The sequence below is a fragment of the Acinetobacter sp. ANC 4204 genome (assembly GCF_002135205.1).
Classification (GTDB): domain Bacteria; phylum Pseudomonadota; class Gammaproteobacteria; order Pseudomonadales; family Moraxellaceae; genus Acinetobacter.
In genome coordinates this window covers 53191-77983 of sequence record NZ_NEFZ01000001.1, presented here as the reverse complement: position 1 = coordinate 77983, position 24793 = coordinate 53191, and the positions used below count along the sequence as shown (strand labels likewise).

Here is a 24793-nt window from a genome sequence, read left to right as displayed (position 1 = left end):
TTGGGTAAAACAAGATTTTAATGACATCAGTTTGTGTTTACTTTTTCACTTTGTCGATCACAACTGCAATGATAAATACAATGAGTGATGGAATTAGCCATGCAAGATTTTGTTCTGCAAGTGGCAGGTGAGTGAGGGTATAAGGAAGTTCAAAGTTGGCCACTTTTAAACCATCAAGAATACCAAAGACTAATGAAATAGCTGTAACTGGTGCAATTACACGTCTAGGATGGTTAAAGTATTTCCAGCCAAAGCTCAGCATAATCACCACAATCGCTGGTGGATAGATTGCACTTAAAACAGGCACAGAAAAGGCAATCAGTTTGGTTAAACCTAAATTGGAAATAACAAAAGAGAAGCCAATCAGGATGAAGACCCAAGTTTTGTAGCCAATTTTAGAAATTGAGCTGAAATATTCGGCACATGCGCAGGTTAGACCAATCGCAGTAACCATACACGCAATGAAAATCATACCTGACAGGAAAAATGAACCTAAGTCACCAAATGCATGTTGAACATATGCATGCAGGATCACTGCACCATTGCTCGCATTTGCTGCGACTTCGTGACTTCCGAGGCCAAGTTTGAATAAGCTTAGATAAACTAAAGTTAAGCCAATACCAGAGATAATACTTGCAATCACTGCATAACGTGTAATTAGCTTAGGGTTGCTGACCCCACGTGAACGAATGGCTTGAATAATTACAATACCAAAAACCAGTGCACCTAAAGTATCCATGGTCAGGTAACCATTGACAAAACCTTCAGAAACAGGGCTATCAATATAGTTGTTAATGGCTGGTGGAACAAAACCTGTTGGAATCACCATTGCGGCGATACCTAAGGTGGCTAAAGATAAGATCTTTAACGGAGAAAGTACATAACCAACCGTATCTAAAATCTTGTTTGGATACAGTGCAATGAGAGTGACGACACTAAAGTAAATTGCACTATAGATCAGCAAGCTGCTACTTGATGTTCCAAGATAAGATGAAAAACCTATTTCATAGGAAACGGTTGCTGTGCGTGGTGTTGCAAACAGTGGTCCGACAGTTAAGTAACATGTAATGGTTAAAATGAGACTGGCTATTTTACCCAATGGCGAACTTAAAATCTGAATCGAACCCTCGACACGAGATAGCGCAATAATAGTGATGACAGGTAAGCCTACAGCGGTGATTAGAAAACCAAACGCTGCTAGCCAAACATGTTCACCCGCTTGTTGAGCCACAATCGGTGGAAAGATAATGTTGCCCGCACCAATGAAGAGTGCGAAAGTCATAAAACCCAAAGCAACAATATCCCGAGTACGGAGACTTGTCATAAAAGGGAGATCGAGTTGAACAAAGGGGACGATTTTAGTGCATAAGTGTATTTTTGGCTAATTTATTTCATGGGTAGTATTAAATTTTTTTATAAGATGAAAAGTGAATATATCAACACGTAAAAAATGGGTTGATATATGTGTTTGATTATCCATTTTAAAATAGAAAAATTATAAATATTAAAAGCTTGGGTTTTAATATTTTGATCATCCAATATTGTAGTTTGAGTGGCTTAAAACTATACAAATTATTTTCAATATGAGGCTTTACTATCGTAAGACGATTTAAGTTTGAACAAAAACAATGTGAAAAGGACTATACTTGCGACTTCATAATTGAGGGTATTTCAATGCGTGGCTTAAATGTGAGCATAAAAACTGAACAAGATGTAGAAAAACTGCGTATATCTGGTCGTTTGGCTGCCGAAGTTTTAGCGATGATTGGTGAGCATGTGAAGCCAGGCGTTACGACGGAATATCTAGATGATATTTGTCATGACTTCATTGTAAATACTCTAAAAGTAACGCCTGCCAATATTGGTTATCACGGTTATACCAAGACTACCTGTATTTCACCAAATGAAGTGGTCTGTCACGGCATCCCATCGCCGAATGTTGTATTGAAAGATGGCGATATTATTAATATTGATGTGGCGATTATTAAAGATGGCTACTTTGGTGACACTAGTCGTATGTATTACGTGGGTACAGTAAAGCCAGCAGCTAAAAAGTTAGTTGATACGACTTATGAGGCGATGGTTGCAGGTATTCATGCTGTGAAGCAAGGTGCCACTTTGGGTGATATTGGTTATGCCATCCAGACAGTTGCGCACCGTGAAGGCTATAGTGTGGTACGTGAATATTGTGGTCATGGTATCGGTAAGGTGTATCACGAACAGCCAAGCGTATTGCACTATGGTCAACCAGGTAAAGGAATGCAACTTAAAGCGGGCATGGTGTTTACCATTGAACCGATGATTAATATGGGTAAAGCACATGTCAAAGAACTTAAGGATGGTTGGACCGTTGTTACAGCAGATCACTCTTTGACTGCGCAGTGGGAGCATATGGTACTCGTGACTGAAACAGGTTTTGAGTTGCTGTCTCCTTGGCCTGAAGGCACGGGCAGTTATCCAGAAATTTAACTCGATGTTTTGTGTGCGGTTAAATTTTAGACTTTGGTCTAGCTTTGTGGTCTAAAAGCTAAATTAAGTCTTAAAAGCAATAACTGATATTTCTAAGCCCCTTTATTTGTCGTATCTTTGATGCTTTTTGATTAAAACTTATACATGTAAGCTATTGGTCTGGGCTTTATGTTTTCACTAAAATAGTTTCCAAGATACTCGCTGTAGTTTCTTATTTTTGAAAGTTTATGAGCTTATCCACCTCGGTTAAGCTCTTTTTTTTCCAAAAAATATTTATTTTTTAGGCATTGAGTCTATATTGGCTTGGTTTAAAGGGACTTATTTGAACTCAATTGATCAATTAAATAATCAATAAACACGCGTACAGCAGGCAGTAAACCACGACGTGAAGGATATACTGCATGAAAAATACCATGCGGTGCTTTCCAGTCGGGCAAGACACGAACCAGCTCACCACTTTTTACCATATCTTGTACGATGCTGTCTGGAAGTAAGGCAATACCGCAGTTTTTACGGACTAGTTGAGCCAACATACTCAAATCAGAGCCCATCACTACAGGGTTTACGCGTATTTTCTTTTGTTGCTGTGCATCATTATGTACGATGATATGTTGATCTAAATGCTCATCGACCATACTCAAAATATGATGTTGGCTTAAATCTTCGGGTTGTTTCAGTTCGCCAAATTCATTCAAATACGCTTGGCTGGCAAATAAATGCTGTTCGATGTTCTCAAATTTGCGAATCACTAAACTTGGATCATCATCTAAGTTGGAGCGGACACGAAGGGCAATATCAAAACCTTCATTGATAATGTCAACTCGGCGATTGGTCACCATCATTTGTACTTTGATTTCAGGGTAGGCTTTTAAGAATCCTGGAAGAATGCGTGCAATTTCATTTTGTGCAATTGAGACAGGTAGGCTGAGTTTGATCACACCACGGGGTTGTAAGCTGAGATGATCGACCAAGTCGTGTGCGGCTTGTGCAGCATTCATCATCACTTGCGCATGACGGTAAATGTTCATCCCGATATCGGTCACTGCGAAATGTCGAGAACTGCGTTGAATGAGACGGACCCCTAAGCGTTCTTCAAGATTATACACGCGTCGACTGAGCTTGGATTTGGGAATGTCTGTTGCGCGTTCTGCTGCACTAAACCCGCCATGTTCAACCACTTGAGCAAAACAATAAAAATCATCTAAATCGCTTAACATTCACCATGTCCATTTGTGCAACGATGTGCTTAATTAAAAAGTGATCGTTGCGATTTGTCAATTTTGAAATTGTAGAGATTCAATTAAAAAGACTTAATTATTCAAGGTGTTTCACTGTGTTTTTTTGCTTGCTCGAGTATCTCAAGTACCATTTTATATTCCTCAAAACGTGCAAAGTCGCGAGATGTTGGATTGTTTATGCGCGCAAGGTTCATATTGTCTAGCACATCAACATATTTGACTTGGGTTGCAAGAGGGTTTAATACAGTGCGTTTGGCTGCTTCCAAACGGGATTCGCCTGTTTGTTTGGTGAGGGCTTGTATGGCTTGAATAATTTCGGTACTGAAGCCAAGCTCTTTTAAGTCTTCAGCAGTCGTTGCGGTATCTTCCAAAATGTCATGCAACACAGCAATGATTTGTAGGGTGGGATTGGAAAATTGCAACATGAGGCGTAGTGGATGCAGGATGTAAGGTTGTCCAGCCTTATCGAGCTGTCCTGCATGTTGAGTTGTAGCCAATACAATGGCATTTTCCAAAGTCGACATGATTGTTCTAGGCACTTTATCCTATGCTAAACTTCGCAGCATCTTTGTTTAAAAACTAAATTATGACTTACCAATTGATCTCATTAGACTGTGAAGCGACAGATCCTGTAGCGTGTCCACACTGCCAACAACAGGTGATTGATTGGTCACAAGAACAGTATGTTCAGCCCTGTGAACATACCTTATTTATTGCAATGGATATTGGCTTTGAATATATCACAGATGAGTTTGAAGTGACTATGCAGCGCAGTGTTGATGATCTCCATGCACATGATGATCAAGTCATTATGTTTGAAGAGTTAACGCAAGCCAGTTACCCGAAATTTATTATATTAAAAGCACCACTTGGTGTTGAAGGTTATTCACGCTATTTAGGCTTCACGGCTTAAACAATAAAAGCGCCATTGTGGCGCTTTTATTTTGAGTCAGTTATGAAGCTGCTTTTAGTTTTCTAAAGCTTCTTCTTCACTTTCATCATCTGCGGTATCCATACCGAGTTCTTTGAGTTTGCGGGTGAGAGTGTTACGCCCCCAACCGAGTAACTCAGCCGCATGCCGTTTACGGCCACGGGTTTGTTGTAGCGCAGCAATGATTAAAGTGCGTTCGAACATCGGGGTGGCGATATCGAGAATTTTCATCTCGCCATTTTTTAGCTTCTGTACAGCCCATTGACCCAATAACTCATCCCAATGATGAACTGCAATACGGTCTAGATTATGTGCGGACTGCGCATCTTCACCTGAGCGTGTAATTGGAATTTGCTTCAGTTCTGATGGTAGATCTTCAGGATAGACTTCACGTCCTGTAATCATGACTGTTAGCCAGCGACAGGTGTTCTCGAGCTGACGTACGTTGCCTTGCCAAGGTAACTGTTGCATATATTCTTGCGTTTCTGGGCGAAGGATTTTAGGGCTTACACCTAATTCTTTGCCCGCACGTGCCAAGAAGTGCTGCGCCAACATTGGGATGTCTTCGCTACGATGTGCCAGTTTTGGAATGTGAATACGAATCACGTTCAGACGGTGATATAAGTCTTCACGGAAGCGGCCATCATGTACCAGTTTTTCTAAGTCTTGGTGTGTTGCTGCGACAATACGGACATCTACTTTTACTGGAATATGACCACCGACACGGTAGAACTCGCCATCAGCCAGCACCCGCAGTAAACGCGTTTGAGTTTCAAAAGGCATATCGCCAATTTCATCTAAAAACAGCGTTCCGCCATTGGCTTGTTCAAAGCGACCTTGTCGTTGTGTATTTGCTCCTGTAAATGCACCTTTTTCATGACCAAAAAGTTCTGTTTCAATCAGGTCTTTTGGAATCGCGGCCATGTTGAGCGCAATGAAAGGTTTGCTGCTACGTGGTGAGTGACGGTGTAAAGCATGCGCAACCAACTCTTTACCTGTACCAGATTCACCATTAATCAGCACGGTAATGTGTGACTGAGACAAACGACCAATCGCACGGAAAACTTCCTGCATGGCAGGAGACTCGCCAATGATCTCGGTCGATTGAATCGGTTGTACCGTTTTTGCTGATTCTTGCTGCTGCATTTTAGTGATGTGCAAAATCGCACGATTCACTAAAGCCAAGGCTTCATCAATATCAAAAGGCTTAGGTAAATATTCAAATGCACCTGTTTGATAACTTGAAACAGCAGATTCCAGATCGGAGTGAGCCGTCATAATAATGACAGGTAGGTCAGGATAGTTAGCTTTAACTTTCGCTAAAAAAGTTAAGCCATCAATGCCGGGCATACGAATATCAGTCAAAATCACATCGGGTGCATCTAAACTGAGTTGGTCTAAAGCGGATTGAGCTTCTTCAAAGCTTGTGACGTCAAAACCTTCTTCTTTGAACGTTTTTTCCAGCACCCAGCGCATGGCGCGATCGTCATCAATTACCCATATTTTATTTCGCGACATGGTTTAACTCCCAAGGTATATATAAGCTAAAAGTTGTTTTTCCGGGAACAGATTGGCATTCAATCATTCCGTTATGTTGATGCATAATATTTTGCGCAATACTTAAACCCAGTCCTGTGCCTTTAGCACGACCCGTGACCAGTGGGTAAAACACGGATTCTAAAATTTCTTCTGGAACGCCTGGACCATTGTCTTCGATATCAATCCGTACCACGGAGCGTTGCAGTACACCATTGATGGTCACTAAACGTTGAATACGGGTGCGTAACATGAGTTCAGGTTGGTGGTCGACAAAGAACTCTTTATTTTCAGTCATGGCTTGCACTGCATTGACGCTAATGTTCAACATGACTTGGATTAGTTGATCACGATCGGCCATCACTTCAGGTAATGACAAATCATAATCACGGGTGATCTTAATTTTCTTTTTGGTTTGGTTGGTAATGAGTGAGCGAACACGCTCTAAGGGTTCATGTACATTCACCAACTCATAACTTGGGAGCTGACGAGAACCAAGCATGGTGTCTGCTAAATTACGTAAGCGATCGACTTCACTAATAATAATATCAGTGAACTCGCTGTATTGCGGATCATTGAGACTACGTGCTAACAGTTGTGTAGCACCACGAATCCCGCCCAGAGGGTTTTTAATTTCATGTGCAACACCGCGAATGAGTTGGCGTGCGACTTGATGTTGTTGTAGGAAATTTTCTTCCTTGGAAATTTTGAGCATCCGATCAATCGGATTGATCTCAATTAAAAGTAAAGGGTGATAGGGTTTATTTGAATTCAGCTGTGACACTGTATAGTCAACATGAATATCTTTAAAGTTAACCTTTATAATGGCTTCACGACGGGTGTAGTGTTGTCCCGAGTTTAAAGTATTGAGAAGTGCTTCTTCTGTATTGAACTCATCATTGGGCGCATGGAGTAAATTAAGCGCAGGTTGGCCAGAGGCACGTAAAAGACTGATATCAAATAATGCTTCGCAAGAGGAATTTAAGTAAAAAATATTTAATTTACTGTCGACCAATAAAATCGCAGTGGTCAAATTGTCCACTAAAAGTCGGTAGTCGATAGAAATAGGGTGATCCATTAGCGAATGTATCCTGTATTAAAATAGCGCAATGGCATCTTGATAAAGCATTAAGCGTTCCAAATAGCGGACTGAATTGATGCAAATTAAGCAAAATGCACGCCAACTTTGATTTTGTATAGTGGAATGAGCACACTTTTTTTGCGGAATGCGCTGTAAATGAACGATTGGCTTAAGATATAGCGGATTCTAAAAATCAAGTAAACCGAAAGTGGTTTAAAATGGTGCGTTATTTAAATTTTACTACACTATTGGCTTTATTTTAGTGCATTGCACAAAGAGTATGGAATCGACCTATTTTTATAAACAGAAAAGACATACAATACGCGCATTCTAGTGGAGCGCAGATTCATGAAATCCCCCAAAGTCGGTTTTGTTTCTTTAGGTTGTCCTAAGGCATTGGTTGATTCCGAACGAATTTTAACTCAGTTGAAGACTGAAGGCTATGATGTGGCATCAGATTATGATGGTGCGGATTTAGTCGTTGTAAATACCTGTGGTTTTATTGAATCTGCAGTGCAAGAGTCTTTAGATGCCATTGGCGAAGCCATGAGTGCGAACGGTCGTGTAATCGTTACGGGCTGCCTAGGTAAAGACGAAGACAAAATTCGCCAAATGCACCCAAATGTCTTAAAAGTGACAGGGGCAGCAGCATATCAAGAAGTGATGGAAGCTGTGCACCAATACGTGCCTGAGCCACCAAAACACAACCCATTTATTGACCTTGTTCCAGAACAAGGGATTCGTTTAACCCCAAAGCATTATGCGTACTTAAAAATCTCAGAAGGGTGTAACCATCGTTGTACCTTCTGCATTATTCCAAGCATGCGTGGTGACTTAGTGTCTCGCCCAGTCGGTTCTGTTTTAGAGGAAGCGGCTGCGCTGAAACGTGCGGGTGTTAGAGAAGTACTCGTTATCTCCCAAGATACTTCTGCTTACGGCCTCGATACCAAATACAAATTAGACTTCTGGAATGGTCAACCTGTTAAGACAAAGTTCTATGACATGTGTGAGGCCTTAGGTCAACTGGGTATTTGGGTACGTTTACACTATGTCTATCCATATCCACATGTGGATGCAGTGATTGACTTGATGGCACAAGGCAAAATTTTGCCTTATTTGGATATTCCATTCCAACATGCAAGTCCAAAAGTTTTAAAACTAATGAAACGACCTGCACATAGTGAAAATACCCTTGAGCGTTTAAAGTTATGGCGTGAAAAATGTCCTGACTTGGTGATTCGTTCAACCTTCGTTGTGGGTTTCCCAGGCGAAACTGAAGAAGATTTTGAAATCTTACTTGAGTGGTTAAAAGAAGCACAACTGGATCGCGTAGGCTGCTTTACCTATTCACCTGTTGAAGGTGCAACAGCAAATGACTTGCCAGATCATGTGCCTGAAGAAATTAAGCAACAGCGTTATGAACGCTTTATGGAAGTGCAACAGGCGATTTCTGCTACAAAACTTCAAAAGCGTGTTGGTCAGAAAATGACGGTGCTGGTTGATGAACTGGACGAAGAGTTCCCAGTTGCGATTGCACGCTCATACGCAGATGCTCCTGAAATTGATGGCAATGTATTTGTGGAAGACATTGATAAAAGCCAGATTAAATCAGGTGATTTGTTAGAAGTCGAAATTACCGATGCAGATGAATATGATCTGTATGCACAATTGATTTCGATTAAATCGAATTAAGACACAAATAAAATTTTAAAATTTAGATATTGGAGTTATTACGATGTTGGATTCTAAAAAACCACGTTTTGAGCGCATCTTGCTGAAACTTTCTGGTGAAGCATTGGCTGGAAATAAAGATATGGGGATCGACGCTCAAGTGCTTGATCAGATGTCTTTGTCGATTGCTCACTTAGTTGGTTTGGGTGTGCAGGTCGGAATCGTTGTGGGTGGTGGTAACCTGTATCGTGGTAGTCAATTACAGAAAGATGGTTTGGTTGGTCGTGTAACGGGTGACCAAATGGGTATGCTTGCAACCGTGATGAATGGTTTGGCTCTACGCGATGCTTTGGTGCGTCGTAACATCAAAACCCGTTTAATGTCAGCACTTCCAATTGGTGCAGTGGTTGAATCATATTCAAGCCGTGATGCAATTCGCCACCTGACCCAAGGTGAAGTATGTGTGTTTGTAGCAGGTACAGGTAATCCATTCTTTACTACAGATACAGCAGCATGTTTACGTGGTATTGAGATCGAAGCAGACCTTATCTTGAAAGCAACGAAAGTTGACGGTGTCTACAACAAAGACCCAAGTAAATACGATGATGCAGTGAAATATGACAGTCTGACATTTGATCAAGTGCTAGATGAAAAACTGGGTGTGATGGATTTAACAGCGATTTGCTTATGTCGTGACCACAATGTACCGCTTCAAGTCTTTGATATGAATAAAGCAGGTTCACTGCTTTCAGTGGTTATGGGTGAAAAAGAGGGTACTCACGTAACGAACTAATGTACGTGACCTTGAAAGCTCTCTATACTACACACTATTTTAGAATTTATATCTTTTCGAATTAAGTAAGGAAGATCACATGATTAACGATCTTAAAAAAGACGCAGAAGACCGTATGAACAAGTCACTTGACTCGTTAGAGCATGGTTTTGCTAAGGTTCGTACAGGCCGTGCGCATCCATCTATCTTAAACGGTGTAATGGTTCCTTACTATGGCTCTGACGTGCCATTAAACCAAGTGGCAAACGTGGGTGTTGAAGACTCACGTACACTGTTGGTTCAGCCATTTGAACGCACAATGGTTGCAGCAATTGATAAAGCGATTCGTGAATCAGACTTGGGTTTAAACCCAATTACAGCTGATGCGATTCGTGTTCCTATGGCGGCGTTGACTGAAGAAACGCGTCGTGACATGCAGAAAGTTGCACGTAACGAAGCAGAAAATGCAAAAGTTGCAATTCGTAATATTCGCCGTGATGTACTGGGTGATATCAAAGCATTATTGAAAGAAAAAGAAATTTCTGAAGATGATGAGCGCCGTGCATCTGATGATATTCAAAAAATCACAGATAAGTTTGTTGCAGAAGTGGACAAACGTCTTGCGACTAAAGAAGCTGAGTTGTTGAAGGTCTAAACTTTATAATGACCGATTCAGAAGACAACCTTTCTCTTCCAAAACATGTTGCCATCATTATGGATGGCAACAATCGTTTTGCCAAAAAAAATGCTTTACAAAAGGGGGATGGTCATCGTGAAGGTAAGAATGTCCTAGATCCGATTGTTGAGCATTGTCGAACAAAAAATATAGAAGCATTAACCGTTTTTGCTTTCTCGAGTGAGAATTGGAAGCGCCCCCAAGCTGAAGTCGATTTGCTCATGAAGTTGTTGGAAGATACTATTCATGAACAACTGCCTCGTATGCATAGATATCAAATGTCTTTGCGTTTTATTGGTGACCGAGCAAAATTATCCCCGCAATTGCGTGACTTGATGTTGCATGCTGAACAAGAGACTGCTAATTTCAAGGGCATGACTTTAACCATTGCTATCAGTTATGGTGGGATGTGGGATATGGCACATGCTGCCAAGCAAATTGCACTTGCTGTTCAATCTCAAGCGTTAGATCCTGAGCAAGTTGATGAACAATTGTTTGGAAAATATGTCAGTTTGAGTGACTTACCCGCTGTGGATCTATTGATTCGAACAGGTGGGGATTTTCGCTTATCGAACTTTATGTTGTGGCAAGCATCTTATGCAGAGCTTTACTTTACTCCAACGCTTTGGCCGGAGTTTAGTGTGGAAGAGTTTGATGACGCCTTGGCTGTATTTGGTGGTCGTGAACGTCGTTTTGGAAAAACGACTGAACAAATTCTACAAGATAAAATTGAGAAAAAATAAATGTTAGAGCGGATTATAACCGCATTGGTTTTGGTGGCCGTTGTATTGAGTTGTATGTTTGCAACCCAGTCACACTATCCAATGTTTGTGCTGATGATTATTGCGGCAGGGGTTGCAGGCTATGAGTGGTTTAAACTCATGCCCCGCACAACAAAAAATGTAAATAAGCCTCTTGCATGGGGTTTTGGTCTGTTAACCGCAGGCTTAGCAACCTTGGCTTTATATTTTAATGATATCGCACTGTTGCTCTGGGCGGCGTCTATTCTCTGTTGGCTACTAAGTCTTTATTGGGTGAAAACTTATCCGCAATACGATGCTTGGTATAACTCAACACTAAATGTTATTGGGATCGTACTTGTTTCTTCTGCAGTGACCGCTATTTTTGCATTATGGAAAATGTCGCCTTGGTGGCTCATGTATCTGTTTTTGTTGGTGTGGGGTGCTGATAGTGGAGCATATTTTGTTGGGCGAAAACTGGGCAAGCGTAAGCTTGCACCTGAAGTCAGCCCAAATAAATCATTAGAAGGTCTTTATGGTGGTGTGATTACTGCCATGATCATTGTGGTTGCAGTTGAAATCCTCTATTTAAACTTAACTTATGCACAGCATTTATTGTTTCTTATTTTATCTGTAGTGACAGTATTTAGTTCAGTGTTGGGTGATTTGTTTGAGTCCATGATCAAGCGTCGTGCTGGAATTAAAGATTCAGGCCGTATCTTGCCAGGGCATGGCGGTGTGCTCGATCGTATTGATTCCCTACTCGCTGCTGCACCAATCTTTGCAGCAGGTGTATATGTGTTAAAACTCATTGGCGTAGATTTGTAAATGTCACAATCAGTTTGTATTTTGGGTGCTACTGGGTCAATTGGACAGAGCACCTTAAAAATATTGCAGCAACATGCTCAACGCTATTCAGTATTTGCGGTTACGGCTCACAGTCGACTTGGTGAGCTTGTTGAAATATGCCAACAGTTTCATCCTAAAATTGTGGTGGTTCCCCAAACTAAAGTTGATGAGTTGCGTCAGCTTTTAGTTGCAGTCAATTTACCGGATATTGAAATTCTAGCTGATGAAGCGGGATTGATTGCAGTTGCTGAGCATCCCGCAGTTGATATTGTGATGGCTGCTATAGTTGGAGCAGCAGGCTTAATGCCGACGTTGGCAGCGGTTAAAGCAGGCAAGCGGGTACTGCTTGCAAATAAAGAAGCTTTGGTAATGTCTGGTGACATCATGATGCAGGCTGCTCATGATCATCAGGCATTATTGCTTCCTGTTGATTCTGAACATAATGCAATTTTCCAGTGTCTTCCACACAGTTATTTAGATACTGAGCGTTCAGGACAACCCAAACTTGGCGTTTCGGGGATTTTGCTTACAGCATCAGGAGGCCCTTTTTTAAAGCATAGTTTAGATGAGCTTCGAAAGGTAACTCCTGCGCAGGCGTGTAAGCATCCGAACTGGTCGATGGGGCAAAAAATTTCAGTAGATTCAGCGACGCTGATGAATAAAGGTTTGGAATTGATTGAAGCGTGTCATCTTTTTTCAATTGAAGAACATTTTGTTACAGTAGTCGTGCACCCACAGAGTATCATTCATTCCATGGTGCAGTATGTGGATGGATCAACGTTGGCACAAATGGGTAACCCAGATATGTGTACGCCGATTGCGCATGCTTTAGCATGGCCTGAGCGTATTGAAACACATGTACCTGCTTTGGATTTATTTAAAAATCATCAGTTAGATTTTCAGGAACCAGACACTATACGCTTTCCATCATTGGGTTTAGCGCGTCAAGCGATGAAAACAGGTGGTACGGCTCCAGCAATTTTAAATGCTGCTAATGAGGTAGCCGTTGCTGCATTTTTGAATCAACGGCTTGGTTTTATGGATATTCCTGCTATTGTTGAACACACTTTAAATACTATCCAATATCAAGCTGCAACAGAACTTGATGTTATTTTAGAAGCAGATCGAAACGCACGTCATGTTGCTCAGCAATATGTGGTGAATATAGGAATTTAAGCATGAGCGCCTTGTTTATTATTGTTGCGGCAATTTTGCTTTTAGGCCCACTTATTGCAATACATGAGTTTGGGCACTATTTTGTTGCGCGTAAATTGGGCGTAAAGGTTTTAGTTTATTCTATTGGATTTGGTCCAACGCTTTTAAAGTGGACTTCTAAAAAATCGGGCATTCAGTATCAACTGTCAGCACTGCCATTGGGTGGTTATGTCAAAATGCTTGATGAGCGTGAAGGCGATGTATCTGAAGAAGACTTGCCTAAAGCATTCAATCGTCAGCATCCGTGGAAGCGTATTGCGATTGTTGCAGCTGGCCCGTTGATTAATTTAGCATTAGCAATAGTTTTGTTCTGGATACTCTTTTTACCTGCACAAGAGCAATTGAATACGCGTGTGGGTAAAGTGTTACCGAATACCCCCGCGGCGCAAGTTCAAATGCAAGTCGGCGATAAAATTACCGCAGTTGATGGTTTAACAACACCGACTTGGGAAAAGTTGAATTTTGCTTTGGTTGATCGTGTGGGTGAAACAGGTTCAATTCAGATTCAGGCCGAACGGAATGGTCAGATCAAGACTTTTAATCTGCCTATACAGCATTTTCTGAAAGATCAAACACAGTCTCCACTTGATGTGCTTGGTTTTATGCCATACAGGCCTAAAATTCCAGCAGTTGTTACAAAGCTAAGTGAAGATGGCGCAGCTATTCGTCAAGGCATGCAACAAGGCGATAAAATTGTTGCAATTGATGGCGTCAAAATGAAAGACTGGTTTGATGTGGTGCAGGTCGTTCAAGCATCGCCTGAAAAGTTGTTAAAAATTGAGGTGCTTCGCAATAATCAGTTGGTACAGCTTGAAGTGATGCCACAAGGTAAACGCGACAATATGGGTAAGGTTTCTGGTGTCTTGGGTGTACAAAGTGACTCAGGAAAGATCAGTATTCCTACAGAATATAAACAAACGATACAATATAATCCTGCCGAAGCCTTCATGATGGCGGTGGACAAAACTGGTCAATTGTCGAGTATGATTTTAAACTCGATTGTGAAAATGGTACGCGGTTTGATTGGTTTAGATAACCTATCTGGGCCGATTACCATTGCCAAAGTTGCGGGACAAAGTGCAGAAATGGGGTGGCAGACTTTCATCTCATTTATGGCGCTGATGAGCGTTAGTTTAGGTATATTAAATTTATTACCTATTCCTATGCTTGATGGTGGACATTTGGTCTATTATTTTATAGAACTGATACGTGGTAAACCTGTTTCTGAACAAATACAATTGGTTGGTTTGAAAATTGGTATGGTATTGCTCGGAAGTATGATGCTTCTGGCACTATTCAATGATTTTATGCGTTTGTAAGAAAGCGTAGATACGGAATTAAATTTTACATCGGAAAAGACTGGCATGCAGCACACACATTTATTTATGCCTCTGGCGCTCGTTAGTGCTATGGCAACAGTACAACAAGTATATGCAGCAGAAGATTATATAGTACGTGATATTAAGGTTGATGGACTTGTTCGTTTAACGCCAGCAAATGTTTATGGAATGATTCCGTTGAACAGTGGAGATCGTGTGAGCGATGCTGCGCTTGCCAATGCCATTCGTAGTTTGTATGCAACAGGTTTATTTGATGACATTAAAACTGAAAAGCAGGGCGATACGCTGGTTTTCAAGGTTGTCGAACGTCCTCTTATTTCTAAAGTTGAATTTAAAGGAAATAAGCTTATCCCTAAAGAGGCCTTAGAAGAAGGTCTCAAAAAAATGGGTATTACAGAAGGTGAAGTGCTGAAAAAATCAGCCTTACAAACTGTTGAGTCTGAACTTGAACAACAGTACATGCAGCAAGGTCGTTATGATGCTGATGTAAAAGTTGTCAGTACACCAAAGCCGAACAATCGTGTAGATTTGACGATTGAGTTTGTAGAAGGTAAAGCTGCAAAAGTTGTAGATATCAATATTATTGGTAATACCGTTTTTAAAGAAAGCGAAATTGAACAAGCGTTTGCAGTAAAAGAGAGTGGTTGGACCTCTATTATTTCGCGTAATGATCGTTATGCACGTGAAAAGATGGCCGCAAGCTTAGAGTCGTTACGTGCACTTTATTTAAACAAAGGCTATATCAACTTTAATATTAATCACTCAAGCTTAAACTTAAGTGAAGACAAGAAGAATATTTTTGTTGAAGTTTCTGTTGATGAAGGTGAGCAATTCAAATTTGGCGAAACCAAATTCTTAGGTGATGCTTTATATACACCTTCAGAACTAAAAGCATTACAAATTTATAAAGATGGCGATATTTACTCGCAAGAAAAAGTAAATGCAGTTAAACAATTGCTTCTACGTAAATACGGCAATGCTGGTTATTACTATGCCGAAGTTAATGTAGTGCCTCAGATTGATAAAGAAACCCACTTGGTTGGCTTAAATTATTATATTAATCCGGGTCAACAAGTGACAGTTCGTCGTATTAACTTTGCAGGAAATACCAAGACTGCGGATGAGGTTTTACGTCGTGAAATGCGTCAGATGGAAGGTGCATTAGCGAGCAATGAAAAGATTGATTTATCTAAAGTGCGTTTAGAGCGTACAGGTTTCTTTAAAACTGTTGATATTAAACCAGCACGTGTACCGAATACTGCAGACCAAGTCGACCTTAATGTAAATGTTGAAGAACAACATTCTGGTACAACAACATTAGCTGTTGGTTTCTCGCAAAGTGGTGGTGTCACGTTCCAAGCAGGCTTAAGTCAAACGAATTTCTTGGGCACGGGTAATTCGGTTGCTATTGATTTAACACGCTCAGAGACGCAAGACTATTATAATTTAAGTGTAACTGACCCGTATTTCACCATTGATGGTGTAAAACGTGGTTATAACATGTATTACCGTAAAACCAAGCTTGATGATGACTATAACGTCAACAACTATGTTACAGACAGCTTAGGTGGTGGTCTGACTTTTGGTTATCCAATTGATGAAAACCAAAATATTAGTGCAGGCTTAACGATTGATAAAACTAAAGTAACCACTGGTCCATACGTATCTACCTATGTGCGTGATTATTTGTTAGCACATGGCGGTAAGAAAACTGGCACAGGCACATATTGTTCTGGTTCTTGGAGCGATGGTGTATGTGTTGATGATGATGGTAATGAAATTTCAACCCAAGAATATAGTTCAGAGTATCAAGGCGATTTCTTTACTTATAATATTAACCTTGGTTGGTCTTATAATACATTAAACCGTCCAGTATTCCCAACATCAGGTATGTCGCATCGTGTGAATGGTGAAATTGCATTACCTGGTAGTGATGTTGAATATCAAAAAATTACCTATGATGCACAAGGGTATCTTCCATTAGGTAAGGACTTCGTACTTCGTGGTTATGGTAAGTTGGGTTATGGTAATGACCTTCCATTCTACAAAAACTTCTATGCTGGAGGTTTTGGTTCGGTTCGTGGTTATGACACAAGTACATTGGGTCCTAAATACGATGGTGTTTATTATACTGAAACAGGTCAAAATGATCCTTCTCCTGAAGAAGTGGGTGGTAACGCACTTGTACAATTTGGTACGGAATTGGCATTACCTTTACCATTTAAAGGCGATTGGACGCGTCAAGTTCGCCCAGTGATTTTTGCTGAAGGTGGTCAGGTTTTCGATACGCAATGTGATGTATTTTCTACAGAAACTGAGCGAAAAACTTGTAAAGATGAATATGGTTTTGACCTAAGTAATTTGCGTTATAGTGTTGGTGTTGGCTTTACGTGGATTACGATGATTGGCCCATTATCGTTAAGCTATGCGTTCCCACTGAATGATAAAGACGGTGATGAGACGAAGAGCATTCAATTTGAAATTGGTCGTACCTTCTAAGGTCGACCTTTCTTTATTTATATGACAGATTAAATCATGAAAAAAATTTTTACAGCATTGGTTTTAACGGCTTTAACTTCAACAGTAGTCAATGCGGCAGGTTATGGTGTCGTGGATCTTGAGCGTGTAGTTGAAAATAGCACATATTTAAAACAACAAAACTCAAGCTTCCAACAAAAAATACAGCCACAAAGCACTAAGCTTGATCAACTAGGTAAAGAGCTTCAGGACTTGCAACAGCGTTTGCAGACTGGCGATAAATTAAGCGATGCAGAAAAGCAAAAATTAGTGGCTCAATACCAAACGAAGCTGAAAGAGTTCAATACTTTACAGCAAACAATGCAAAATAGTGTACAAAGTTCTATTCAACAAGTTCGTTCAGTTTTTGATACGCGAGTGAAGCAAGTTGCTGAACAATTGCGTAAAGAAAATCAATTAGATGTTGTTTTGAATAAAAACTCGGCACTTGCCTATGACGCTAAGTATGATTTAACTGATAAAATGATTCAAAAGGTTAACGCAATTAAGTAATCCAATGAATCCTCAACAATATCGCTTAGAAGATCTTGCTCGTTTAGTTCAAGGTGAGTGCGTAGGTCAAGCAGACTTGATCTTCAAAGGATTGGCTAGTCTAGACTCTGCTGAGTCTAGACATGTTGCTTTTGTGAATAGTGAAAAATACTTAGATCAAGCACGACAGTCTAAAGCTGGAGCCTTCATTGTTACAGCAGCTTTGAAAGATCACTTGGTTGAACATCAAAACTTTATTATTGTTGCTAATCCTTATTTAGCATTTGCAATTTTAACGCATGCTTTTGAGGCTAAGCATACTGAGCAGGGTATCGAAAGTACTGCACAGATTCATTCCTCAGCAATTATTTCGGATAGTGCCTATATTGGTCATTATGTTGTGATTGGCGAAAATTGTGTGATTGGTAATCATACAATTATCCAGTCGCATGTCACCATTCATGATGGTGTTGAAATTGGACGTAATGGTCTGATTGAATCGCATGTAAATTTAATGTCATGTAAAATTGGCGATCGTGTACGTATCCATGCCAATACTGCAATAGGTGGAGAAGGTTTTGGTTTCGCTCCATACCAAGGTAAATGGCATCGCATTGCACAATTGGGTTCTGTCATTATTGGAAATGATGTGCGAATTGGGTCGAATTGTAGTGTCGATCGAGGTGCTTTGGATGACACGATTTTGGAAGATGGTGTCATTATTGATAACCTTGTGCAAATTGCACATAACGTTAAAATCGGTGCAAATTCTGCATTTGCTGCAAAGACCGCTGTAGCAGGTAGCACGACCATTGGCAAAAATTGTATTGTTGGTGGTGGTTCTGCAATTGCTGGACACTTAAATATTGCTGATAATGTGACGTTAACAGGAATGTCAATGGTCACAAATAATATTTCTGTGGCTGGAACTTATTCTTCAGGCATAGGGCTTTTTGAAAATCAAAAGTGGAAACGTACGGTTGTGCGTTTAAGACAATTAGCAGATGTGCCATTGACCCAACTGGTCAAAAAAATTGATCATATGCAGACTCAAATAGAGTCCCTTGAATCAACAATTAAATTGCGTAAATAGAAATATGATGACTGAGTCGAATTCTACTAGTTTCACGAAACCTGAATTGCCAATGACAATTCAAACGATCCGTGAATACTTGCCACACCGCTATCCTTTTTTATTGGTCGATCGTGTTGTTGATGTGACTGAAAATGGTATTGTGGCTTATAAAAATGTGTCTATTAATGAAGAATTTTTTCAAGGACACTTCCCTAATTATCCAATTATGCCAGGTGTTTTGATTGTCGAAGCATTAGCACAAGTATCAGGCATTCTTGGTTTTATCATGAACGATGAAAAACCGAGTGAAGGCTCTTTGTTCTTGTTTGCAGGTGCAGAGAAAGTTCGCTTTAAAAAGCAAGTCGTTGCAGGTGACCAATTGGTGTTAAAATCAGAATTGGTTATGCAGAAACGTGGTATTTACAAATATAATTGTATTGCCACCGTTGACGGTGTAGTAGCAGCATCTGCGGAAATTATGGTTTCGCATCAGAAAATAGAGCAATCATGAGCAATAACGAATTTATTCACCCTACAGCAATTATCGATGCATCTGCCGTGATTGCAGCAGATGTAAAGATTGGACCGTATTGTGTTATTGGTCCAAATGTCACCATTGGTGCAGGTACACAGTTACACTCACATGTGGTGGTCGGTGGTTATACGCGTATTGGCGAGCAGAATGAAATTTTCCAATTCGCAAGCGTGGGTGAGGTATGTCAGGATCTAAAATATGCAGGTGAAGAAACCTGGTTAGAAATTGGCGACCATAATAAAATTCGTGAACATTGTAGTTTACACCGTGGTACGGTTCAGGATCACGGTCTTACTAAGATTGGTAGCCATAATCTATTGATGGTTAATACACATATCGCACATGACTGTGTGGTAGGTAATCATAATATTTTTGCAAACAATGTTGGTGTGGCTGGTCATGTTCATGTAGGAGACTATGTGATTGTCGGCGGTAACTCAGGGATACACCAGTTCTGTAAGATTGATTCTTACAGTATGATTGGTGGTGCATCCTTGATCGTGAAAGATGTACCTGCTTATGTAATGGTTTCTGGTAATCCTGCACATGCTTTTGCGATGAATGTTGAAGGCATGCGTCGTAAAGGTTGGTCTAAAAATGTGATTCAAGGTTTACGCACAGCATTTAAATTGATCTATAAAGAAGGTCTAACGACAGAGCAGGCTTTAGAACGTATCCGTGTAGAAATTTTGCCTGAAGTTGCTGAGGTACAATTGCTCATCGACTCATTAGAACAGTCAGAACGAGGCATTGTGCGTTAAGCTCATTCTAGATATAAAAAAAGACACTTCGCGTGTCTTTTTTTATATCTATAGGAAAATCATTTTTTAAAGAAAGAAGCCTCTTCAGACTTAGGATATTGTTTAAGTAGCTTGGCTTTATATTGATTGGCTTGAGTCGTGTTTTTATCTACTTCTTTGGCAATATTATAGAGCTGATAAACAGCGCGTGGTGCACGCGAGGAGTTTGGGTATTTGTTCGCCACAATACCATAGTTTTTCTTTGCTTCTGCATAGTTGGTGGGTTCAACGGCTAAGTTGAATTCTGCTAACCAAAAATAGGCATTGCTAATATAAACACTATTGGGATTGTTCTTAATAAAATTTTGCATAGGTGCAATGGCTTTCTTTGCACCACCTTGCTTATACGCATCTAGAGCTACGGTATAGGCTGCTTTTTCTAGTTCCGATGGTTCAGACGTATTCTGTGTGTTGACAACCACAGGTGGCTTATTTGCTGGGTTTACTGGGGGGGCTGTGTTGTTCCCGGAGCTTGTGTTGGTTGTGTTGGTGCTGGGAGTAATATCCTGTTGATTATCCTCCGCTGTATTACTTGCTTCAGGGTCTAGTTTTTGTTGAAGTAATTCTAAACGCTGATCTAGGTCAGCGTAGCGGTTTTCTAATTCATGTTTAAGCTGAGCAATTTCATTATCTTGTTCTTCCATCTTGCCACGCAAGATACGCAAATCATTTTCTAGTTGCTGGTTTTTTTGCATGATTTGCCAATTGATATTGGTTGCAGTGGCTCCTGCACCCGTATCTACAGCTAAGCTAGTTGAGCTGACACTGTTATTGCTGGCTTGACTTAAGCCTAGTGATTCAATTGGAACGTTGGCGAAAACAGACGTTGTGCAAAGTAGGGTGAGGGCACATAGGCTATGCTTCTTTAGCATCATGAAATATCCGTGTTGTCATGCTTTTGATGTAGACACATCAAACAAAATTTATTTACCCCATTAAAAACGGCAATGTTCTGAAATGCAATAAGCTTTTACATTGTTGTCGTGTATTTAGGTAAAGGATTGTAGTACCGATGTTGTTCAAAATAGAATGTCTTTTTCTCAGTTTGTTTTATAAATAATCAATTGAATGAAATGCTTACTTAAAAAGCATTTATAGGCTTGCAACTTGGGAGAAAATCTCTATACTCTGTTCTTGCAATGGTAGCCCTGCCGGTTACTTCGCAATTGTACTCTACGAACCCCGCCAGGACCGGAAGGTAGCAACGGTAGTAGAAATATGATGTGCCGAAGGCTTGCTGGTAGGGTTGCCACCAGTTTTATAAATATAAAAGAATAAAAATGAAAGATTATTACGGCATTGATGCTAGTTTAGTTCTTACTATTGAATCCTCTAAAAAATTAAAAGTGTCTTACTTTTTATTTTCTTTTTTGTAATTACCATTATTTTTATCTATTTCTCGATTTTATATTTTATTTCAAATGGCTTTTTAAATTATATCTCCATAGGTATGGTTATATTTTATCTATGTGTATTATTTCGCATTATTATTTAGATGTTCGTATGCCTAATGGCGAGATCCAGAGGATCGAGGCTAGATCGGGTGACTACTATAATACAAGCATTGATGGTGCTTATAAGATGACACTACATAAAAGTAATTTAGGCATTACTGGGTCTAGTTATGAATTGCAGTAAGTTGAGGGTTTTATCTGTATTTAAAGTCCCAAAGACTTCTTCGTATGCTCAAGTTTTAGTGATGTATCTCAGCCTTAAATTCCTTATGATATGAGTGTTAAATGACGATTCAATCTTCCATTTTTCTCGAAATGGCTTTCATAATCGCATCCATTTCAAAGCCACGATACATTAAAAAACGGATTTGTTTGGCTTTGAGTTTTGGATCTGTTGCGACCTCAGTTCCATACTTTTTAATTTTGAGTTGATAGGCTTGTTCGACCCAATCTGTTTCTTTCAGTTCTTCTAAAATTAGGCCAGTGTCAATCTTTTTAGTTTTTAACGCCATTTTGATACGGTTAGGGCCTTTGCCCTTACGTTTTTGGCTCGATAGCATAATTTCGGCAACGCGTTGATCACTTTGGTAGTTTTGTGCGGAAAGCTCTTCAACCAGTGTAATCACTTCTTCACGGTATATTGCCCATGTGACTAATTTTTCAATCAATTCTGCTTTTGAATACTCTTTACGTGTCAGTACCGCAAATGCATAAGAACGTAGACGGGAACCTGTTAAACCTGTGGGTTTGGGCTGATTCTCTTCATCAAAATCTAGGGTATCAACCGTTTCTTGTGTTGCCTGCGTGTGGCTGTATTGAGTAGCAGGGGATTCTTCCTCACCAAATTTTTGTTTGAGAGCATCATAGTCAAGAAGTTTGGGGAATTTTGAATTAGGCATAATCGGCTATGAAATAGATCTGAATAAACAAAACGCCCCGTAGGGCGTTTCTTAGTGTAAGCCTAAATGTTGTGTAATCACATTTATTCTTTAGAAAGATGCTTTAAATTAAGCATCTAAAAAGTCTGGCTCTTCTTCATTCTCTTCTACGGGTGCAGCATTTGAAGTGGTAAGCAGTTGATCACGGATGATTTTCTCAATGGTTTCAGCCAACTGAGGATTTTCTTCAAGGTGACGAATCACGTTGTTTTTACCTTGACCGATTTTGTCGCCTTGGTATGAATACCAAGCGCCGGCTTTTTGTACGATTTCTTGCTGAACAGCCAAGTCTACAAGCTCACCTAAGTGGTTCACACCTTTACCATAGAGGATTTGGAAGAGTGCTTCGCGGAATGGCGGTGCCATTTTGTTTTTAACAACTTTGACTTTGGTCTCAGAACCAACAATTTCATCGCCTTCTTTGACCTGACCTACACGGCGGATGTCTAAACGAACAGAAGCATAGAACTTCAGCGCATTACCACCAGTTGTGGTTTCAGGGCTACCAAACATCACACCAATTTTCATACGAATTTGGTTAATGAAGATCACCATACAGTTTGAACGTTTTGCATTACCTGTAATTTTACGTAATGCTTGGCTCATCAAACGTGCTTGTAGGCCCATGTGAGAGTCGCCCATTTCACCTTCAATTTCTGCACGTGGTGTTAATGCAGCTACTGAGTCGACAACGATCAGGTCAATCGCTCCAGAGCGAACTAACATATCTGCAATTTCAAGAGCTTGTTCACCATTATCTGGTTGTGAAACCAGTAGGTTATCAATGTCTACACCTAGTTTGCGAGCATATTGAGGATCTAAAGCGTGTTCGGCGTCAATAAATGCACAAGTGCCACCTGCTTTTTGACATTCTGCAATCGCTTGCAAAGTCATCGTTGTTTTACCTGAAGATTCAGGACCATAAATTTCAACGATACGACCTTTGGGTAAGCCGCCAATACCAAGCGCAATATCAAGTGTTAAAGAACCCGTCGATACCGCTTCAACAGCTTGTACGGTGTTATCGCCAAGGCGCATTACTGTGTTTTTGCCAAACTGTTTTTCAATTTGACTTAGCGCAGCATTAAGCGCCTTGCTTTTATTATCATCCATCTTACAACCTCAAAACGATGTCACGGATAGTTACTGAATATGATCACTATAGTGACAGATTTAGTCCGTATCTTCTATAAAAGTCATATCGTGTACGACACAATATGACGCATGTCATTCATCATCATTATAAGACCAGTATTGGTCAAATTGTTGATCATTTTCTTGTCTAAACTTGCTGATATCTCGTCGATCTTTTTTACTCGGGCGATGATCAGGTCGAGCTAGATTATGCAACTTTCTTTGGGTTGCAATCAATTCCCGTCGTGTAATACTGACTTCAGTTTCTTCATAAAGCTTTTGTGCGACTGGTGCAGGACCGCGAACATCAGAGAGCTCTTTGATTACCACGGTTTTCTTATCAATACCTTGTTGAATCGTGAGTTCCATACCAATACGGACTTCACGTGATACTTTGACACGTTCGCCATTGTGGTGGACTTTACCCCCCTCGATGGCATTTTTGGCAATCGAGCGCGTTTTAAAAAAACGTGCTGCCCATAACCATTTATCAATACGCATGCCTACAGCACCTTCAGCTAAAGCGGATTTACGCATATTTTGTAGTGACCTCAGCTTGCTCTAAATAATGAATTAAATCGGTGAGTTGATTTAATATGGGATAAGAGCTCGATACTTTAGATTGTCCCAGTGATGAGGGCTGAGCAATGGTAAATAAGTTTTGAATTCCAAAACTTTCAGCACCTTTAAGCACTTTCTCTGTGTCGTCGATAAAATAGCAGTGTGATGGGTTAAAAGGATGGTGCTTATGAAGATGTTGCCAAAACTCGGTAAATTCTTTGGCATGACCAAGTGTTTCACTGCTGATGATGACATCAAAATATGAGGCCAGTTCAGTGTGTTCAAGCTTAAATTTTAAGCCTTCGCAATCCGCATTGGTTGCAAGCCAACAAGGATAACCATTGGTTTTCAAGTAGTCGAGAAGTTGAATACAACCTTCGCGGAGGCTGACTTTATGCTTAAACTCGTGCTGTAAAGCCAGTGTATCTACACCAACTTTTGCTGTCCAAAAGCGGGTTGAATACCAATTTAAAGTGTGATTATGGGTTTGATAGAACTGAAACAAAGCCTGTCGACTTTGCTCTAAAGAACACTGGTGCTGTTCCGCATAACGAATTGGAAGTTGATGATTCCAAATAAAATCATCGTAAGCAAGATCCAGTAATGTACCGTCCATATCAAAAATAATAAGCGGTTTTTCCATTTAAAAATCTCCAATGTTTTTTCAAGTTCAACAAAGTTTATAGAAAAACCTTTCAAGAAAAATGATGTACATATCTGTGTACATATTTTCTATCTGTACATAGCAACATTAGAGTATAAAACAACT

Annotated in this window: 24 protein-coding genes and 1 other RNA gene; 15 read left to right on the top strand and 10 right to left on the bottom strand. The window is 40.2% G+C overall.

Features of this window, described 5'->3' with window-relative positions:
• Positions 1–37 precede the first annotated feature (37 nt).
• Complete coding sequence (gene brnQ / locus B9T36_RS00380; protein ID WP_086207629.1) at positions 38–1324, bottom strand: branched-chain amino acid transport system II carrier protein; 1287 nt, start codon at positions 1322–1324, stop codon at positions 38–40.
• A 350-nt stretch (positions 1325–1674) separates the two neighbouring features.
• Here brnQ and map point away from each other — a divergent pair, with 350 nt between their 5' ends.
• Positions 1675–2469, top strand: coding sequence for a type I methionyl aminopeptidase (gene map / locus B9T36_RS00375; protein WP_086207628.1), 795 nt, complete (start codon positions 1675–1677; stop codon positions 2467–2469).
• A gap of 308 nt (positions 2470–2777) precedes the next feature.
• On the opposite strand, the gene B9T36_RS00370 is transcribed toward map, so the two are convergent.
• Complete coding sequence (locus B9T36_RS00370; RefSeq protein WP_086207627.1) at positions 2778–3686, bottom strand: LysR family transcriptional regulator; 909 nt, start codon at positions 3684–3686, stop codon at positions 2778–2780.
• A 101-nt stretch (positions 3687–3787) separates the two neighbouring features.
• Positions 3788–4231 (bottom strand): phosphohydrolase, encoded by a 444-nt coding sequence (locus B9T36_RS00365; protein ID WP_086207626.1) that lies wholly within the window; start codon positions 4229–4231, stop codon positions 3788–3790.
• A 62-nt stretch (positions 4232–4293) separates the two neighbouring features.
• On the opposite strand from B9T36_RS00365, the gene B9T36_RS00360 reads away from it, so the two are divergent.
• Complete coding sequence (locus tag B9T36_RS00360) at positions 4294–4620, top strand: hypothetical protein (RefSeq protein ID WP_086207625.1); 327 nt, start codon at positions 4294–4296, stop codon at positions 4618–4620.
• 54 nt (positions 4621–4674) lie between these two features.
• Here the strand turns inward: B9T36_RS00360 and glnG are convergent, their stop codons facing one another.
• Both glnG and glnL read right to left on the bottom strand, forming a co-directional pair.
• Entirely contained in the window at positions 4675–6156 is a 1482-nt protein-coding gene (gene glnG / locus B9T36_RS00355) for a nitrogen regulation protein NR(I) (RefSeq protein ID WP_086207624.1), read from the bottom strand.
• On the bottom strand, positions 6143–7252 hold the full coding sequence (gene glnL / locus B9T36_RS00350; protein ID WP_004696555.1) for a nitrogen regulation protein NR(II): 1110 nt from the start codon (positions 7250–7252) through the stop codon (positions 6143–6145). The genes glnG and glnL overlap by 14 nt, the downstream gene beginning before the upstream one ends.
• A 351-nt stretch (positions 7253–7603) precedes the next feature.
• On the opposite strand from glnL, the gene rimO reads away from it, so the two are divergent.
• The 12 genes from rimO to lpxA all read left to right on the top strand — a co-directional run bounded on the left by rimO (position 7604) and on the right by lpxA (position 19898).
• Complete coding sequence (gene rimO, locus B9T36_RS00345) at positions 7604–8947, top strand: 30S ribosomal protein S12 methylthiotransferase RimO (protein ID WP_086207623.1); 1344 nt, start codon at positions 7604–7606, stop codon at positions 8945–8947.
• Positions 8948–8990: 43 nt separating this feature from the next.
• Positions 8991–9719: a UMP kinase gene (gene pyrH, locus B9T36_RS00340; protein ID WP_086207622.1), complete on the top strand. Its 729-nt coding sequence runs from the start codon at positions 8991–8993 to the stop codon at positions 9717–9719.
• A 79-nt stretch (positions 9720–9798) separates the two neighbouring features.
• Positions 9799–10353 (top strand): ribosome recycling factor, encoded by a 555-nt coding sequence (frr, locus tag B9T36_RS00335; RefSeq protein WP_086207621.1) that lies wholly within the window; start codon positions 9799–9801, stop codon positions 10351–10353.
• 8 nt (positions 10354–10361) lie between these two features.
• A complete protein-coding gene (uppS, locus tag B9T36_RS00330; protein WP_086207620.1) occupies positions 10362–11117 on the top strand; it encodes a polyprenyl diphosphate synthase in 756 nt (251 codons plus the stop codon).
• Positions 11118–11942: a phosphatidate cytidylyltransferase gene (locus tag B9T36_RS00325; RefSeq protein ID WP_086207619.1), complete on the top strand. Its 825-nt coding sequence runs from the start codon at positions 11118–11120 to the stop codon at positions 11940–11942.
• Positions 11943–13139, top strand: a complete 1197-nt coding sequence (gene ispC / locus B9T36_RS00320; protein ID WP_086207618.1) for a 1-deoxy-D-xylulose-5-phosphate reductoisomerase — start codon at positions 11943–11945, stop codon at positions 13137–13139.
• Between the two features lie 2 nt (positions 13140–13141).
• Positions 13142–14497 (top strand): RIP metalloprotease RseP, encoded by a 1356-nt coding sequence (rseP, locus tag B9T36_RS00315; RefSeq protein ID WP_086207617.1) that lies wholly within the window; start codon positions 13142–13144, stop codon positions 14495–14497.
• A gap of 45 nt (positions 14498–14542) precedes the next feature.
• Entirely contained in the window at positions 14543–17017 is a 2475-nt protein-coding gene (bamA, locus tag B9T36_RS00310) for an outer membrane protein assembly factor BamA (protein WP_086207616.1), read from the top strand.
• 36 nt (positions 17018–17053) lie between these two features.
• A complete protein-coding gene (locus B9T36_RS00305) occupies positions 17054–17548 on the top strand; it encodes an OmpH family outer membrane protein (protein ID WP_086207615.1) in 495 nt (164 codons plus the stop codon).
• A 4-nt stretch (positions 17549–17552) separates the two neighbouring features.
• Complete coding sequence (gene lpxD / locus B9T36_RS00300; RefSeq protein ID WP_086207614.1) at positions 17553–18620, top strand: UDP-3-O-(3-hydroxymyristoyl)glucosamine N-acyltransferase; 1068 nt, start codon at positions 17553–17555, stop codon at positions 18618–18620.
• A 7-nt stretch (positions 18621–18627) separates the two neighbouring features.
• The gene (gene fabZ, locus B9T36_RS00295) at positions 18628–19113 is read left to right on the top strand and encodes a 3-hydroxyacyl-ACP dehydratase FabZ (RefSeq protein ID WP_162900230.1); all 486 of its coding nucleotides are present in this window, start codon (positions 18628–18630) and stop codon (positions 19111–19113) included.
• Entirely contained in the window at positions 19110–19898 is a 789-nt protein-coding gene (lpxA, locus tag B9T36_RS00290) for an acyl-ACP--UDP-N-acetylglucosamine O-acyltransferase (protein ID WP_086207612.1), read from the top strand. The genes fabZ and lpxA overlap by 4 nt, the downstream gene beginning before the upstream one ends.
• Before the next feature lie 59 nt (positions 19899–19957).
• On the opposite strand, the gene B9T36_RS00285 is transcribed toward lpxA, so the two are convergent.
• A complete protein-coding gene (locus B9T36_RS00285) occupies positions 19958–20812 on the bottom strand; it encodes a tetratricopeptide repeat protein (RefSeq protein WP_086207611.1) in 855 nt (284 codons plus the stop codon).
• 274 nt (positions 20813–21086) lie between these two features.
• Between B9T36_RS00285 and ffs the strand changes: the two genes are divergently transcribed.
• Positions 21087–21183, top strand: an RNA gene (gene ffs, locus B9T36_RS00280) — signal recognition particle sRNA small type.
• 501 nt (positions 21184–21684) lie between these two features.
• Here the strand turns inward: ffs and B9T36_RS00275 are convergent.
• From B9T36_RS00275 to B9T36_RS00260, 4 genes are all read right to left on the bottom strand, one after another.
• On the bottom strand, positions 21685–22290 hold the full coding sequence (locus B9T36_RS00275; RefSeq protein ID WP_086207610.1) for a regulatory protein RecX: 606 nt from the start codon (positions 22288–22290) through the stop codon (positions 21685–21687).
• A gap of 108 nt (positions 22291–22398) precedes the next feature.
• On the bottom strand, positions 22399–23442 hold the full coding sequence (gene recA, locus B9T36_RS00270; protein WP_086207609.1) for a recombinase RecA: 1044 nt from the start codon (positions 23440–23442) through the stop codon (positions 22399–22401).
• Between the two features lie 114 nt (positions 23443–23556).
• Entirely contained in the window at positions 23557–24000 is a 444-nt protein-coding gene (locus tag B9T36_RS00265) for an RNA-binding S4 domain-containing protein (protein WP_086207608.1), read from the bottom strand.
• Positions 23993–24667, bottom strand: a complete 675-nt coding sequence (locus B9T36_RS00260; RefSeq protein ID WP_086207607.1) for an HAD-IA family hydrolase — start codon at positions 24665–24667, stop codon at positions 23993–23995. Before B9T36_RS00260 ends, B9T36_RS00265 begins: the two co-directional genes overlap by 8 nt.
• Positions 24668–24793 lie beyond the last annotated feature (126 nt).

Excerpts from the sequence above, each read along its gene's own strand:
- map (WP_086207628.1), top strand. The coding sequence starts at position 1,675 with ATGCGTGGCTTAAATGTGAGCATAAAAACTGAACAAGATGTAGAAAAA.
- B9T36_RS00370 (WP_086207627.1), bottom strand. The coding sequence starts at position 3,686 with ATGTTAAGCGATTTAGATGATTTTTATTGTTTTGCTCAAGTGGTTGAA.
- B9T36_RS00365 (WP_086207626.1), bottom strand. The coding sequence starts at position 4,231 with ATGTCGACTTTGGAAAATGCCATTGTATTGGCTACAACTCAACATGCA.
- B9T36_RS00275 (WP_086207610.1), bottom strand. The coding sequence starts at position 22,290 with ATGCCTAATTCAAAATTCCCCAAACTTCTTGACTATGATGCTCTCAAA.
- B9T36_RS00260 (WP_086207607.1), bottom strand. The coding sequence starts at position 24,667 with ATGGAAAAACCGCTTATTATTTTTGATATGGACGGTACATTACTGGAT.
- B9T36_RS00305 (WP_086207615.1), top strand. The coding sequence starts at position 17,054 with ATGAAAAAAATTTTTACAGCATTGGTTTTAACGGCTTTAACTTCAACA.
- bamA (WP_086207616.1), top strand. The coding sequence starts at position 14,543 with ATGCAGCACACACATTTATTTATGCCTCTGGCGCTCGTTAGTGCTATG.
- frr (WP_086207621.1), top strand. The coding sequence starts at position 9,799 with ATGATTAACGATCTTAAAAAAGACGCAGAAGACCGTATGAACAAGTCA.
- B9T36_RS00360 (WP_086207625.1), top strand. The coding sequence starts at position 4,294 with ATGACTTACCAATTGATCTCATTAGACTGTGAAGCGACAGATCCTGTA.
- B9T36_RS00285 (WP_086207611.1), bottom strand. The coding sequence starts at position 20,812 with ATGATGCTAAAGAAGCATAGCCTATGTGCCCTCACCCTACTTTGCACA.
- rimO (WP_086207623.1), top strand. The coding sequence starts at position 7,604 with ATGAAATCCCCCAAAGTCGGTTTTGTTTCTTTAGGTTGTCCTAAGGCA.
- lpxA (WP_086207612.1), top strand. The coding sequence starts at position 19,110 with ATGAGCAATAACGAATTTATTCACCCTACAGCAATTATCGATGCATCT.
- pyrH (WP_086207622.1), top strand. The coding sequence starts at position 8,991 with ATGTTGGATTCTAAAAAACCACGTTTTGAGCGCATCTTGCTGAAACTT.
- glnG (WP_086207624.1), bottom strand. The coding sequence starts at position 6,156 with ATGTCGCGAAATAAAATATGGGTAATTGATGACGATCGCGCCATGCGC.
- B9T36_RS00325 (WP_086207619.1), top strand. The coding sequence starts at position 11,118 with ATGTTAGAGCGGATTATAACCGCATTGGTTTTGGTGGCCGTTGTATTG.
- uppS (WP_086207620.1), top strand. The coding sequence starts at position 10,362 with ATGACCGATTCAGAAGACAACCTTTCTCTTCCAAAACATGTTGCCATC.
- lpxD (WP_086207614.1), top strand. The coding sequence starts at position 17,553 with ATGAATCCTCAACAATATCGCTTAGAAGATCTTGCTCGTTTAGTTCAA.
- recA (WP_086207609.1), bottom strand. The coding sequence starts at position 23,442 with ATGGATGATAATAAAAGCAAGGCGCTTAATGCTGCGCTAAGTCAAATT.
- glnL (WP_004696555.1), bottom strand. The coding sequence starts at position 7,252 with ATGGATCACCCTATTTCTATCGACTACCGACTTTTAGTGGACAATTTG.
- B9T36_RS00265 (WP_086207608.1), bottom strand. The coding sequence starts at position 24,000 with ATGCGTAAATCCGCTTTAGCTGAAGGTGCTGTAGGCATGCGTATTGAT.
- rseP (WP_086207617.1), top strand. The coding sequence starts at position 13,142 with ATGAGCGCCTTGTTTATTATTGTTGCGGCAATTTTGCTTTTAGGCCCA.
- brnQ (WP_086207629.1), bottom strand. The coding sequence starts at position 1,324 with ATGACAAGTCTCCGTACTCGGGATATTGTTGCTTTGGGTTTTATGACT.
- ispC (WP_086207618.1), top strand. The coding sequence starts at position 11,943 with ATGTCACAATCAGTTTGTATTTTGGGTGCTACTGGGTCAATTGGACAG.
- fabZ (WP_162900230.1), top strand. The coding sequence starts at position 18,628 with ATGACTGAGTCGAATTCTACTAGTTTCACGAAACCTGAATTGCCAATG.